Source organism: Idiomarina xiamenensis 10-D-4, from assembly GCF_000299895.1.
GTDB classification, from domain to species: Bacteria; Pseudomonadota; Gammaproteobacteria; order Enterobacterales; family Alteromonadaceae; genus Idiomarina; species Idiomarina xiamenensis.
The window spans coordinates 169,844-183,201 of the sequence record NZ_AMRG01000002.1; the positions used below are offsets into that span (position 1 = coordinate 169,844).

Below are 13,358 nucleotides of genomic sequence, written 5' to 3' on the forward strand. Positions count from 1 at the left end.
TAACAGAGAAAAGGGAGATTTAACATGTTACAAGCTACTCATTCACGCGTTTTTGCTGCGTTGCTCGGGCTTACCGCGGCGACGGCATTGCCGTTACAGGCGATTGCGCAAGATACAATGAAGACTCATGAAGAAAAGGAAATGCAAACGGCGGCATCGATGGACGTGCTCGAGATAACGCTATCTGAACCGCAATTTTCCACGTTGTACAAAGCGATTAAACAGGCTGGCCTTGATGACGTACTCACCGAGCCAGGTCCGTACACGCTTTTTGCGCCAACTAACGACGCATTCGCCAAGTTACCGCAGGGTGAGGTCGAGGCATTACTCGATCCCTCTAACAAAGAGCAATTGGTCGCACTATTGAAAGCCCATCTGGTCATGGGTGAATGGTTTAGCGATGATTTTACCTCAACCCAAGAATTACAGGGCGTTGCTGAAAATCGCTTAACGATTGAGGCTGACAAGGCAGTCATGGTGAATGATAATACCGTTGTCGAGGCTGATATTGAGGCATCTAACGGTGTTGTACACGCTATCAATCAAGTTATCAAGATCGACTAAGTTTTACTACAAGGGGCTCGACCAATATTAACGTTGTCGAGCCTCTTCCTTTTAGTATTTTGCGTCAGCTTAATCGTGATCGCCGCCAGATTTTAAAGATGTGCCCAAGTGGCGAAAATCACCACCGGTTGGCGCTTGCGCCACACGCAAACCAAACTCCGGTATTACCGCATAGATATGATCAAAAATATCGGCTTGAATACCTTCATATTCGGTCCATACGGTGGTATCGGTAAAGCAATAGATTTCGATGGGAATACCTTCATGAGTGGGCGCGGTTTGCCGTACCATCATGGTCAAGCCCTGATGCAAACGCGGATGAGAACGCAGATAGCGCTCTAAATAGGCTCGAAAACTGCCTAAATTGGTCAATCGTCGACCGTTGATCAGGCTGTCGTCGGTGACTTTGATCTTTTCATTGTATGCGCTGATTTCTTCGATTTTTTCTTTTAAATAAGGCTGCAGTAATTGCGCCATGGTCAGCCGCTCGATATCTGACTGAGCTAAAAAATGAACGCTGGTACCATCAATCAATACGCTACGCTTGATACGACGGCCACCGGCCTCGGTCATGCCTTTCCAGTTTTTGAAATAATCAGAAATCAGCGCGTAGGTTGGAATGGTGGTAATGGTTTTGTCCCAATTGCGCACTTTAACGGTGGTTAGGCTAATGTCGATAACATCACCATCGGCACCATATTTGGGCATTTCCAACCAATCACCAACGCTTAGCATCTTATTGGCTGATAACTGTACGCCAGCGACCAAGCCTAAAATGGGGTCTTTAAAGACCAACATTAATACCGCAGTCATCGCACCTAAACCACTGAGTAGCAGTAGGGGAGACTTACCGATCAAAATTGAAATAGTGAGCAGGGCAGCGACAATAAAAAAGACAATTTTTAAGCTTTGCGTGATACCGCGCAGCGGCATGTTGCGGCCAACCTCGGTATCGTCAGCAATATCTTCTAATACGTTGAGCAGCGAAAATAGCATCAGCATTGCATACAACACTACCCAAACCGCCACCATGGTCACGATGACCTGGCGCACTGCGCTATCTTCAGCCAGCCACAAGTTAGCTTGAATACCGATGACGATACCTTGCACCAGTAAAGCCAAACGCGAGAACAGCTTATCTTTGAACAGCGCGTGCTTCCAAACCGCTTCTGAACGATCGGCCATGCGTTGTAACCAGATGATCAGGCCGCGATGCAAAATGATATGAATGGCGATAGAAATCACCACAATTAACGCCAGCGCTTGTAAAACTTGTAACGCCTGATCCAAGTCGATGTGGTATTGCTGCAGCCAACTTTGTAGCGACGCATAGGTTGATTCGAACATCCTCAAACTCCCTTAAACAACAATCCTCGCCGCAGTTTAGCATCGTTCCTCAGCGTTCGCACCGGGATAAGACGCGCCTAAACCGCACGCGTCGCTCTGTAAAATCTGAGTACAAAGCAGGGTTGTTAGGCACAGATTTTACAGAGTAGCATGTCATTATAGTTAGTACTTACCAAACGTGATTACACTTATTTATAGCTTATTTAACATAATATACATTATACGCAATTAGATATTAACCGAAATCAGGCCTATTGCTCCATGATTCCCGCGTGTGCTCCATGATTCCCGCGTGTACCTTCTTTGGCTACCAATATTGTTGTTTCAGATTTTCTCAAGCTCGACATTTTGTCCAATGTAAAAGCGCCGCTACGTAAAATCTGTTTCGTTTACCGGGCTGTTGCTCGCCTAAATCAGCGGAACGCCGATGAGCTGCAATGCCGAATCAATCAACATCCTGCAAGCGCCGCTCAATTTTCTGCCAAATGCTACGCTCACGCGGAGATGTTGCCTTACTAGCGCGCAAACGCAGTAAAACGACCGGTTCATCCAGCATCAGCCAGTCACACAAGCTAAGCGCCAGGGCTTCAGAAAAAGCCTTCTCTCCAGTTTTCACCTTAGACAAAAAAGCCTGACTGACGCCCAGTTTTAGCGCCGCTTTATTAAGCGTTAGGCGTTCTTTATCAAGCAATTGCATGAGTAATTCTTGGCTGTACGTCATGGTTATTAACACCTATGGAAACTAACACTTTAAGAATTATAACCAACGGTTAAATTTTTACAACCATTGGTTATTAGTGTTGATTTTGTTGATAGCTAGCGAAAGTGAATACAAACTGACAGTTACCCTTTTTGTCGATTGATAGGCATAAAAAAAGCCCCAGCAAAATTGCTGAGGCTTTATTAACTGCTTTTGATTATCGTGGTTGGTTTAACGCTTCCACGATTTCGATGCGCGCAGACTTAACCAAGTCACTGCTTTTTAGTTGTTCGACTAACGCGGTTAAATCGGTGTTAGCTGGCGCAGACAGCACGGCTAAGCCAACACGAGATTCTTGGTTAACAACGCTCAAGCCAAACTGTTGAGCAATTTTGCCAACATTTACGCCATCATTAGTTAATACCGTAACGTTACCACTGACTGTTCCTAGCTCACGGGTGACTTCATTAAATACACGAGCTCCACTAGTCAACGCATCGTTTTTTGCAACACCATTAGCTAAACGGTAGTTTTTGTAAACACGTTGTTTAGCGACGCCTTGGGGCAGTTTTTTAGCTTCAGCCACAACTTGTTTATGGTCTAGCTGCTTTTTGTCAATCGATTGTTGCGCGTTAGCCATATTAACAGACAAGGCTGCAACAGCGGCTAAGCTCATCACTTTAGTAAATTTCATTATGAATCACCTATTCTTTTAAATTAATGACCAAACACACGAACGTTAACTTGTTGAAGTACACTGTTAACTCGATTGTTCAAGAACAAACCATCATAGTCATTGCCGTTAGTATCAAGCACTTTCACGGTCCACGTGCCTGCAGCGGATTCACCATAGAAGGCGTTTGATAGAATAGGACTGCTAGGATGATAAACATCGTCAAGCTCACCACCTAACGCACCAATACCTATAGAACCTAAGCCCGTGCGAGATGTTGCAATAACAGAACGAGTACCAGCTGGCGATGTGACTTCAATTGCAATATCTGATGCGGCGGTGGTACCTACAATATTTTCATCATAGGCTTCTGCCATATCAGGATTTTTGATTAAGAACGAAAACTGAATGCCTTCAATCGAAATCGCATCGGTTACCTCGATCTCAACTTCCGCACCAGTAGCGCTGTTATCTGGGATTTCGATACCCGGGCTTAAATCGTTGACCTGCCAATCGGTCTCGATCAAATCAGGAAGTTCAACACCCTCTTTCGCTAAAGCGACTGCTGCTCCGGCATCTGGGCGACCATAACCAAAGAGGTTATTAAATGAGTAACCAGCTGAGTTCTCTACCCAACCGGCGTGAGCTACGAACTCTCCATCAGGCAGTGTTAGGGTGACTACGGCATCGTCAGGAGAAACCTTACTTGCTGTTGCTGCCATAATATGCCGGATCTCACGCCACGTTAATTCTGGGTTTGCTGAAGCGATGAGGTTGGCAATACCTGAGGTGTTCGGTGCAGCGGATGAAGTACCATTGAATGTATTTGTATAATTACAGCTAGCGTTATGCTCCATGTTAGATTCGCCACCAGGCGCGTTGAATGGAAAAACGTTAGCGTAGAATTCGTACGCATCAATACCAAAGCTACCTAAGAAAGCGCCGTTGACGCTGGCGAAGCTATCAGCTCGAGACCAACCGGCGTAGCCGCGTAAACAAGTGGTTTGGTCGGTCGTGATCATCGCAGGCTCGAAATCGCCGTATTCACCCGCAGGTGATGAAACCCAAAGGTTTGAGCCAGCAGTTGAATAACTAGTATGAGCACCGTCAGTATTGACTGCACCGATAGAAATCGAATAGAAACTCGCGTTACTGTAATCCCAGTTACCGTCCGTACAGCTTAGTAGAATAGCAGCAGACTGATCTTCTTGGATACCATCTTGTTGCAGTTCACATAACGCACTTGATATCGGATAGTTTCCGCTGCCATCAAAATCATTACCATTAGCTTTAATGTTTAAAGCGCCCTTACCATTTCGCAAGAACTTGGTTGGATAACTAATGATTGTTTCATCAATTTCAGTGACATCAAACAAAACTGGTGCGCTAAAACCGTAACTACGGTTAAAAGTAACGACATTATCTGAATCTGTAATCCCAGAACCAGGCATACCGTATACAATCATGTTATTACGGTCAGTTTGAGTAGTACTATCTCCTAGGTAGTTCATCCCAATCAGTTTAGCATTTGGTGAAACCCCTCGACCACCCAGACCATTCCAGCCTTCGGCAGCGATCAGACCAGAAACCGATGTGCCATGGTCGCCACCAGTACCGGTAGCGGTCGGATCGGTTCGATCTGCGGCACTCGCAATAAAGTTGATAGAACGACCCGGCAATACATTATTCTTCAGGTCTTCGTGAGCAATCGCTAAGCCTGAATCGGCTACTACGGAAATCGTACCTTGTCCGGTCGCGCCTTGCGCATAGGCCTCCATAACATTGAGGTCTTCACCCGGAACAAGAATGCTCGGATCGGCTTTATAAAATTCGGCTGCTTCTTCTTCGGTCATCGAGCCTTGAGCTACGCGTAAATCTCTATAGGCTTGAAACGCTGACTCTGCCATAGCAAACGCTCGCTGTCCGGTATTACGCAAATGCCATTGTTGAGAAGCCAACGGGTCGCCCTGCACAGCCTCAATATTGACAGTAGTTGAAGTACTCAGTTCACCGTCACTAACTATAATTTGAATTTGCGCAGCATCATCAGTGATCGGCGTGTAAACAAAGCGGCCATTATTGTCGATTGTCACAGTACCTGGCACTTCTCCATCTTCAGGTACCATTACTTCAGCGCTATATGTGAGGCTATCACCATTTGGATCGGTCGCAGAAACCTGTCCCTCAACAGGGACCCATTGTTGAGCTTGGGCGACATTTACGTCTGCGCTATCAAATTCTGGTGCATAGTTATCATCATCGCTTCCACCACAACCAGCAAGTACTGCGATGATTGCGCTAGATAACAGGCCAAGCTTTAGTTGCTTTTTATTCATTTTAACCTCGTTATTGTTATATAGTGACTTAGTTATCAGATAGATAACTGTTGTCGCATCCCTGGTTTGTTACTTATGCAACAGCAGTAGCATAACCTTATACATTCGAATGTTAAATACATGTAGTGATATTGTTTATAAAATTAACAAAAAATTTTAACCGTATGTGAACATTAAGGAACAGCAATGGCTTGGTTGTATTTGATCGCGGCAGGATTATTCGAAATCGGTTGGCCACTAGGCTTAAAGTTTGCGCAGCAAGACAATTATCGTTTAGCAGGCATTAGCACTGCCGTGGTTTGCATGGCGATCAGTGGTTACCTGTTATTTTTAGCTCAACGACAAATTCCGATAGGCACCGCCTATGCGGTATGGACAGGTATTGGTGCCGCTGGCACATTTTTAGTCGGTGTGTTGTTCTTTGGCGACAGTAGCAGTCTGATTAAGTATTTCGGTGTAGCGTTGATTATTGCCGGCGTTATCGCGTTAAAAGTCGGTTAACTAAAAATGGTGATCGGGTCATAAAATAGATCAAATCGATACCCGATCACCCTATTCCTTTTTCGACAAGCTTATTTGACCCTCGTTAACTCAGCGTCCATAGCGTTTAAGCCGCAAGGCATTGAGCAACACAAAGATACTAGAAAATGCCATCGCGCCTGCAGCAAAAATTGGCGACAATAAAATTCCCCACCACGGATATAACACCCCTGCTGCTATCGGCATCAGGCTCGCGTTATAGGCGAAAGCCCAAAATAAGTTTTGTTGAATGTTGCGCAAGGTCGCGCGACTGATACCAAACGCCTTAACCACGCTGGTCAGTTGCGCATTCATCAACACCACATCGGCTGATTCGATGGCGACGTCGGTACCACTGCCAATGGCCACACCAACATCGGCGGCGGCCAGCGCCGGCGCATCGTTTATTCCATCACCGACAAACGCGACCTGACCGTATTGCTGCCGTAATTGCTTAATCGCCTCGACCTTTCCATCCGGCATGACGTCGGCAATCACTTGATCTATATGTAACTGGCGAGCGATAGCTTCGGCGGTTGCTTGATTATCACCGCTGATCATCGCCACTTTTTTCCCCTGTTGATGCAACTCATCGACAGCCACTTTGGCGCTATCACGTAATTGGTCAGCGACTGCCAATAGCGCCACTAAACCTTGTTGATTGGCAACAAAAATGACGCTCGCTGCCGCCTCGGTATAACGCTGTAGTGCTTTGTCGGCGGCGTCCAGATTGATCTGTTGCTGTTGCATAAAACGCTTTGCACCGACCCATAAGGGTTGGCCTGCTACTGTTGCACTGACCCCTAGCCCTGCATGTGCTTGAAACTGCTCAACGGCGGGCAACTCAACAGATCGTTGCTGTGCTGCTTGCACGATAGCTTGGGCTAATGGGTGTTCAGACTGGGTCTCTAGCGCCGCTACCGTCGCCAGTACTGTTTCTTCACTGCTGAAACTGGCGTTATCGAATAAACTAATGTGCTGTAACGTCGGTTTGCCCTCGGTTAATGTACCGGTTTTATCAAACGCCACTACCTGACAGTCTTTTAGAGACTGTAACGCGTCGCCTTGTCGAAACAAAATACTCAGTTGCGCGGCACGACCACTGCCGACCATGATTGACACGGGAGTCGCTAAGCCCATCGCGCATGGGCAGGCAATCACTAACACCGCAACCGCATTAATCAAACCTAGGGTTACCGAATCGTCTTGCCCCAACCAAAACCACAGTACTGCGGTTAGTGTCGCTAAACCAATAACCACTGGGACAAATACCGCTGTCACTCGATTGACTAACGACTGTACGGGTAACCGCGTGCCCTGCGCTTGTTCAACTAAACGAATGATCTGAGCCAATTGGCTGTGCTCACCCACATCGGTCACGCGTACGCGCAAGCTGCCCTGTTTGTTGATGGTACCGCCGACCACCTTATCGCCCTCACCGACTTTCACTGGCTCAGGTTCACCGGTCAACATGGCTTGATCGATATAAGACTCGCCACTCAGCACTTCTCCGTCGCAAGCGATGCGCTCACCGGGTTTAACCAACACAATATCGCCAGCTTGCAGCTGTTCAATGGCAACTTCTTTAAGCTGCCCCTGAGCGTCCTCAACACGCGCCTGTTTGGCTTGCAAGTTAAGTAAGTTTTCAATCGCCTCGCCGGTACGGCCTTTAGCGCGCGCCTCTAAATAACGGCCTAATAAAATCAGGGTAATGATGGCGGCGGCGGCTTCAAAATAGACGTGTTGAGCCTGCGCAGGGATAGCGCTCGGTACGACCAAGACTGCCATCGAGAACAGCCAGGCCGCACTAGCACCTAAAGCAACCAACGCGTTCATATCGGGATGGCCACGTAGCAAGCCGGGTAGACCTAAACTAAAAAATTGACGGCCGGGCCAGACCATGACTAAGGTCGTCAATAACGCCTGTGCGGTCCAGATCACGGTTTTATCGAAGACGCTATATAACCAGTGATGTAACGCTGGGATCAGGTGTCCGCCCATTTCCACGGTGAATACCGGCAAAGTCAGCAACAAGGCGATTAAAAATTGTCGTTTTAAACGTCGTTGTTGTTGTGCTTGTTGTTGCTGCGGGTCGTTGTGTTGGTTTGCGTCGCGTTGACGAGCTTGATAGCCAACCTGTTTTACTGCACTAAGCAGGTCAGCGGTAGCCACCACTTGTTGATAGCCGGTCACCTCTGCACGTTCACTGGCTAAATTAACTTGCGCATCGGTCACGCCCGCGACCTGCTTTAATGCTCGCTCGACTTGCCCGACACAGGAGGCACAATGCATCCCCTCGATGTCCAGCGACCAATGCTGTTGCTGCGCGGGATAGCCTGCCTGTGCTAGCGCCTGCGTTGCGCGCTGGACGAGTTCTGCGATTGTTGTGGCGGCGCTTTGCTCTATCTGAATGTCGGCGCTGGCGTTTGCCAAGTTGACTTGTGCACTGTGAATACCGTCAACACTGGCCAGCGCTTGCTCGGCGCGGCGCACGCAAGATCCGCAATTAACTCCTTGTAAGCGTAAACTAATCGTGGTTGTCATCATACTGTCCTATTTTCCAGTATTCATACTCTCAAATATGCAGCGATTTTTATGTAAGACCACTGCTGAAGTGAGCACAGTATGAACCTTAACCTTATGTCAAGGTCAAGCGCCAGACTTAATCTTCGTCAGCGGCTTGCAACGAAGCTAAAATACTGCAATGTGGATCATCGCTACCCGGGCAGGCAGCAATCAATTCATGCAAAGTGCGGCGCATTTGTTGAAGCGCTACCAACTGTTGTTCGACCTCAAGCAAATGTTGTTGAGCAACCACTTTAACTTCACGACTGGCACGATGTGGGTCGCGCCAAAGGCTGACTAATTGACCGATTTGTTTTAGCGAGAAGCCTAGCTGTCGCGCACTAGCAATAAAGCTCAACTGCGCCACATCGGTTTCATTAAACACCCGGTAACCACTTTGCGCGTTACGCTGAGGATTGAATAAGCCTTGTTTTTCATAATGCCGAATCATTTTCGCGCTCAAACCGGTGCGTTCAGCGACTTCGCCGATATTCATCTTAGCCTCCGATAAAAAAAGGCGCCTTGCGGCGCCTTCGTCATTATGGTGCAGTCTACAGCGTGGCTAGAGCTTCATTGAGTAAGCTGCTAGGACGCATGGCTTTTGATACCAAATCAGGGTTAGGTTGATAATAACCGCCGATTTCTACCGCTGAGCCTTGAATATCATTCAGCTCTTTTACAATCGCTTGCTCGTTTTCGGTCAGCTTCTTCGCCAACGGTGCAAAGCGCGCTTGCAGTTCGCTGTCTGTTGACTGCTCAGCCAAGGCTTCAGCCCAATACATTGCTAAATAGAAGTGACTGCCGCGGTTATCTAACTCACCCACTTTACGTGATGGCGACTTGTTATTTTCCAAGAACTTGGCTGTCGCCGTATCCAGTGTATCGGCAAGAATTTGCGCACGAGCGTTATTATTAGCACGGCTTAAGTGCTCTAATGATGCCGCTAATGCTAAGAACTCACCTAAAGAGTCCCAACGTAAGTGGTTTTCTTCGACAAACTGTTGCACGTGTTTAGGTGCTGAACCGCCTGCGCCGGTCTCAAACAGACCACCGCCGTTCATCAGTGGCACGATAGACAACATTTTTGCGCTGGTATTCAGTTCTAAGATTGGGAACAAATCGGTTAAATAATCACGTAACACGTTACCGGTTACCGAGATGGTATCTTTACCGGCTTTGATGCGAGTTAATGAATGACGCGTCGCCTTCACCGGATCCATGATTTGAATATCCAAACCGTCGGTGTCCAAATCTTTCAAATAAGTGTTCACTTTTTCGATCAACTGACGGTCGTGCGCACGTTTGTCATCTAACCAGAACACCGCTGGCATACCACTTAAACGCGAACGATTTACCGCTAATTTGACCCAATCTTGAATCGGTGCGTCTTTAACCTGGCACATGCGCCAAATATCGCCTTTTTCAACCGCATGTTCGAACACCACGTCACCGGCTTGGTTGGTGACTTTCACCATACCGTCGGCAGCAATTTCAAAGGTTTTATCATGCGAGCCGTATTCTTCTGCTTTTTGTGCCATCAGGCCAACGTTTGGCACCGTGCCCATGGTCGCCGGATCGAACGCGCCGTGCTCTTTACAGAAGTTGATGGTTTCTTGGTATACACCAGCGTAGCAGCGGTCTGGGATCATCGCCTTAGTATCGGCTTGAGTGTTATCCGGCGTCCACATTTTACCAGCGTCGCGGATCATTGCTGGCATCGACGCATCGATAATGATATCGCTAGGAACGTGCAGGTTAGTGATCCCTTTATCAGAGTTCACCATGGCTAATTCCGGGTTACTCTTATAAACCGCTTGCATATCGGCTTTAATCGCGGCCTGCTTATCCGCTGGTAATTTGTCTAACTTCGCGTACAAATCACCAATACCGTTGGTCGCGTCAAAACCGATTTCTTTCATTTCGCTGGCATACTTGCCCAACACGTCGGCGTAGTAAACGCGTACCGCATGACCGAACATGATCGGGTCAGACACTTTCATCATGGTGGCTTTTAAGTGCAACGACAGCAACACGCCCTCTTCTTTCGCCGCTTTAGTTTGCTGCTCATAGAATGCTTGTAATTGCTGCTTGCTCATCACCGCCGCGTCAACCACCTCACCGGCTAGCACCGGCACCGAGGCTTTTAACACGCTTTGGTTGCCGTCGGTCATGTGCAGGGTAATTTTTAAATCATCGGCGTTCGCCATGGTCGTTGACTGCTCAGTCGCATAAAAGTCGCCGTCTTCCATGTGTGCCACATGAGTCTTCGAATCTTTTACCCATTGCCCCATTTTATGCGGATGCTTTTTGACATAGTTTTTGACCGCAGCGGGTGCGCGGCGATCAGAGTTGCCCTCGCGCAATACCGGGTTTACCGCACTGCCTTTTACTTTGTCATAACGCGCTTTAATATCGCGTTCTTCATCGTTTTTGGGTTCAAAAGGATAGTCAGGTAACTGATAGCCTTGTGCTTGCAGTTCTTTAATAGTTGCCGTTAATTGCGGGATAGAAGCTGAAATATTAGGCAATTTAATGATGTTCGCTTCCGGCTTTTTGGCCAATTCGCCCAATTCCGCCAGCGCGTCAGGAATACGCTGAGATTCGTCTAAATACTCTGGGAATACGGCAATCACACGACCAGCCAATGAAATATCGCGAGTTTCAACAGAAACCCCAGCGGCTTGACTAAAAGCCTGAATCACCGGCAGCAATGAATAAGTCGCTAAACGTGGCGCTTCGTCGGTTTCCGTGTAGATAATCTTCGAGTTATCAGTCGACATAATGCTTCCTATTAATAAGACCAAAGAGTAAAAGCGTTCTTGAAAGTGGCGCTATTATAACAAACTGCAAGCTAATCGCCCACATTCAAGCTGCACCAGAAAAAACGCCCCGGCAATGGTGCGAGGCGTTGTGCGATAAACTGATCAACTCTGGGTGAGCTATTCGGTCTTAAAGCTCCCCGTCATTTCTGCTAGCTGTTCGCAGTTATTGCGCAGACGTTCACCAATCGCGGTAATTTTTCGCCCTGTACTGGTGTTAGTTTGTGACAAATCATTAATACCGACAATACTCTCACTCAGTTCACCGGTCACGCGGCTTTGCTCATCGGTGGCGTTAGCGATTTGCAGGTTCATTGCCGAAATATTGGCCACGGCTTCCTGAATTTGACTAATCGCCGTTTCCGCTTCTAAGGTTTTACTGGTGGTACTGCCAGCGCGTTCACTGACGTCACCGACGATATGTCCGACTTCACCAATCGCATTTTGAATACGTTCGATGATGTTGCTAATTTCATCGGTTGAGGTTTGTGTACGTGTAGCCAGCGTGCGTACCTCGTCGGCGACCACCGCAAAACCACGCCCTGCTTCACCGGCTCCCCCCGCCTCAATAGCCGCGTTTAAGGCGAGCAAGTTGGTTTGTTCGGCAATTCCCACGATGACGCTGAGGATATTGCCAATTTTTTCCGAGCCATCTTCCAATAGTTGAAAGCGCTCTTTAGCGGTATCTAAACGCTGACTCAAACTTTCCATTTCGTTAGCGGCGTCGCGCACGATGATCGCTGAGCGGCCGCTTTCCTCGTCGGCAAACTGCGCCGATTCGGCAGCTTGTCGGGCATGTTCCGCCACTTCTTGCGCCGAGCTGGACAGCTCGTTGACTGCGGTAGCAACCGATTCGCTATTGCTGGCGAGTTGCTCGGCAGTATCTTGCGAGGTGCGACTAAGGCTGTTCAGTTCGACCGCTGAGGTCTGCTCGGCGGCGGCGGCTTGCTGGACTTGTCGGATCAAGTCTTGAATTTTCACCACAAAATGATTGAAAGCTTGGCCTAGCTGGGCTAGTTCGGTGTGCCCGCGCTCGTCTAAACGTACAGTTAAATCGCCCTCACCCTGACCGATATCTCGCAACGCCGAAATGGTGTGATTTAACGGCAAGGTGATGCTACGAATAATCACCAAGAATAGTGCTAATAGTGGAATAGCCAGCAAGGTTGCAATACCCAGCAGCTTCCAAAACTCGCTCAGTAAACGATCGTTCATGTTGTCTTGGTATTTACCGGTGCCGATGATCCAAGGCCAGCCATCAACTCGCACAACGCGGGTTAATTTAGGCTGAATATCATTTTTATTCGCACCTTTTTGCCACTGGTATTCCACCGTTGCTCGGGGTTGTTTGACGACACCATCGACCATTTGCTGGAACAGTTTTACGCCATGGGGATCTTGTTGCTGTAATACATTTTTGCCGATCAGCTGCTTAGAAAAAGGATGCTGCAGCATCACCCCATCACGCGATAAGGTAAATAGATACTCATTATTTTCGTAACGCAAGCCGTCGATGGCCTGTAGTGCTTGTTGTTGCGCCTCTGCTTGCGTCAAGGCACCCTGTTCGACCTGACCTTGATATTCGTGAACAATGGTCACCGCCATATCATTAATCGCATCGAGCTTGCGTGCTTCATCGTCAACCAATAATGAATGCATCAAGAAAATCACGAACACCACCATCAACCCGGTACCGAAGGCAGCGATCAATAACAGGCCGATTAGCCGTTGTGTAATAGTCAGTCGATTTAAAAATCCCATGCAGGCACTCCTTTTGCGTCACCCCTATATCGACGATACCGCAAAGAGCTTTACAAAAAATTGATAAATCACGA

Annotated in this window: 10 protein-coding genes; 2 read left to right on the plus strand and 8 right to left on the minus strand. The window is 47.8% G+C overall.

The features are described 5' to 3' along the window. The first annotated feature begins 24 nt into the window (after window positions 1-24). On the plus strand, window positions 25-564 hold the full coding sequence (locus tag A10D4_RS02135; protein WP_008487442.1) for a fasciclin domain-containing protein: 540 nt from the start codon (window positions 25-27) through the stop codon (window positions 562-564). Between the two features lie 69 nt (window positions 565-633). Here the strand turns inward: A10D4_RS02135 and A10D4_RS02140 are convergent, their stop codons facing one another. From A10D4_RS02140 to A10D4_RS02155, 4 genes are all read right to left on the minus strand, one after another. Then, on the minus strand, window positions 634-1,911 hold the full coding sequence (locus tag A10D4_RS02140; protein ID WP_008487445.1) for a mechanosensitive ion channel family protein: 1,278 nt from the start codon (window positions 1,909-1,911) through the stop codon (window positions 634-636). A gap of 445 nt (window positions 1,912-2,356) precedes the next feature. Further along, window positions 2,357-2,632 (minus strand): transcriptional regulator, encoded by a 276-nt coding sequence (locus A10D4_RS02145; protein WP_008487446.1) that lies wholly within the window; start codon window positions 2,630-2,632, stop codon window positions 2,357-2,359. A 196-nt stretch (window positions 2,633-2,828) separates the two neighbouring features. Further along, window positions 2,829-3,305: a hypothetical protein gene (locus A10D4_RS02150; protein ID WP_008487448.1), complete on the minus strand. Its 477-nt coding sequence runs from the start codon at window positions 3,303-3,305 to the stop codon at window positions 2,829-2,831. Window positions 3,306-3,328: 23 nt separating this feature from the next. Next, entirely contained in the window at window positions 3,329-5,620 is a 2,292-nt protein-coding gene (locus tag A10D4_RS02155) for a S8 family serine peptidase (protein WP_008487450.1), read from the minus strand. Window positions 5,621-5,806: 186 nt separating this feature from the next. Here A10D4_RS02155 and A10D4_RS02160 point away from each other — a divergent pair, with 186 nt between their 5' ends. Then, a complete protein-coding gene (locus tag A10D4_RS02160; protein WP_008487451.1) occupies window positions 5,807-6,121 on the plus strand; it encodes a DMT family transporter in 315 nt (104 codons plus the stop codon). Between the two features lie 90 nt (window positions 6,122-6,211). Here the strand turns inward: A10D4_RS02160 and A10D4_RS02165 are convergent, their stop codons facing one another. The 4 genes from A10D4_RS02165 to A10D4_RS02180 all read right to left on the minus strand — a co-directional run bounded on the left by A10D4_RS02165 (window position 6,212) and on the right by A10D4_RS02180 (window position 13,284). Then, window positions 6,212-8,686: a heavy metal translocating P-type ATPase gene (locus tag A10D4_RS02165; protein WP_040502258.1), complete on the minus strand. Its 2,475-nt coding sequence runs from the start codon at window positions 8,684-8,686 to the stop codon at window positions 6,212-6,214. A 115-nt stretch (window positions 8,687-8,801) separates the two neighbouring features. After that, complete coding sequence (gene cueR, locus A10D4_RS02170) at window positions 8,802-9,200, minus strand: Cu(I)-responsive transcriptional regulator (RefSeq protein ID WP_008487453.1); 399 nt, start codon at window positions 9,198-9,200, stop codon at window positions 8,802-8,804. 55 nt (window positions 9,201-9,255) lie between these two features. After that, window positions 9,256-11,484 carry an NADP-dependent isocitrate dehydrogenase gene (locus A10D4_RS02175; protein ID WP_008487454.1) on the minus strand — a complete coding sequence of 743 codons (2,229 nt, stop codon included), beginning with the start codon at window positions 11,482-11,484 and terminating at the stop codon, window positions 9,256-9,258. A 159-nt stretch (window positions 11,485-11,643) separates the two neighbouring features. Further along, window positions 11,644-13,284 carry a methyl-accepting chemotaxis protein gene (locus A10D4_RS02180; RefSeq protein ID WP_008487455.1) on the minus strand — a complete coding sequence of 547 codons (1,641 nt, stop codon included), beginning with the start codon at window positions 13,282-13,284 and terminating at the stop codon, window positions 11,644-11,646. Window positions 13,285-13,358: the final 74 nt, after the last annotated feature.

What these genes read in the sequence shown, in the direction of transcription:
- A10D4_RS02135 (WP_008487442.1), top strand. Translation starts at nt 25, where the DNA reads ATGTTACAAGCTACTCATTCACGCGTTTTTGCTGCGTTGCTCGGGCTT.
- A10D4_RS02140 (WP_008487445.1), bottom strand. Translation starts at nt 1,911, where the DNA reads ATGTTCGAATCAACCTATGCGTCGCTACAAAGTTGGCTGCAGCAATAC.
- A10D4_RS02145 (WP_008487446.1), bottom strand. Translation starts at nt 2,632, where the DNA reads ATGACGTACAGCCAAGAATTACTCATGCAATTGCTTGATAAAGAACGC.
- A10D4_RS02150 (WP_008487448.1), bottom strand. Translation starts at nt 3,305, where the DNA reads ATGAAATTTACTAAAGTGATGAGCTTAGCCGCTGTTGCAGCCTTGTCT.
- A10D4_RS02155 (WP_008487450.1), bottom strand. Translation starts at nt 5,620, where the DNA reads ATGAATAAAAAGCAACTAAAGCTTGGCCTGTTATCTAGCGCAATCATC.
- A10D4_RS02160 (WP_008487451.1), top strand. Translation starts at nt 5,807, where the DNA reads ATGGCTTGGTTGTATTTGATCGCGGCAGGATTATTCGAAATCGGTTGG.
- A10D4_RS02165 (WP_040502258.1), bottom strand. Translation starts at nt 8,686, where the DNA reads ATGATGACAACCACGATTAGTTTACGCTTACAAGGAGTTAATTGCGGA.
- cueR (WP_008487453.1), bottom strand. Translation starts at nt 9,200, where the DNA reads ATGAATATCGGCGAAGTCGCTGAACGCACCGGTTTGAGCGCGAAAATG.
- A10D4_RS02175 (WP_008487454.1), bottom strand. Translation starts at nt 11,484, where the DNA reads ATGTCGACTGATAACTCGAAGATTATCTACACGGAAACCGACGAAGCG.
- A10D4_RS02180 (WP_008487455.1), bottom strand. Translation starts at nt 13,284, where the DNA reads ATGGGATTTTTAAATCGACTGACTATTACACAACGGCTAATCGGCCTG.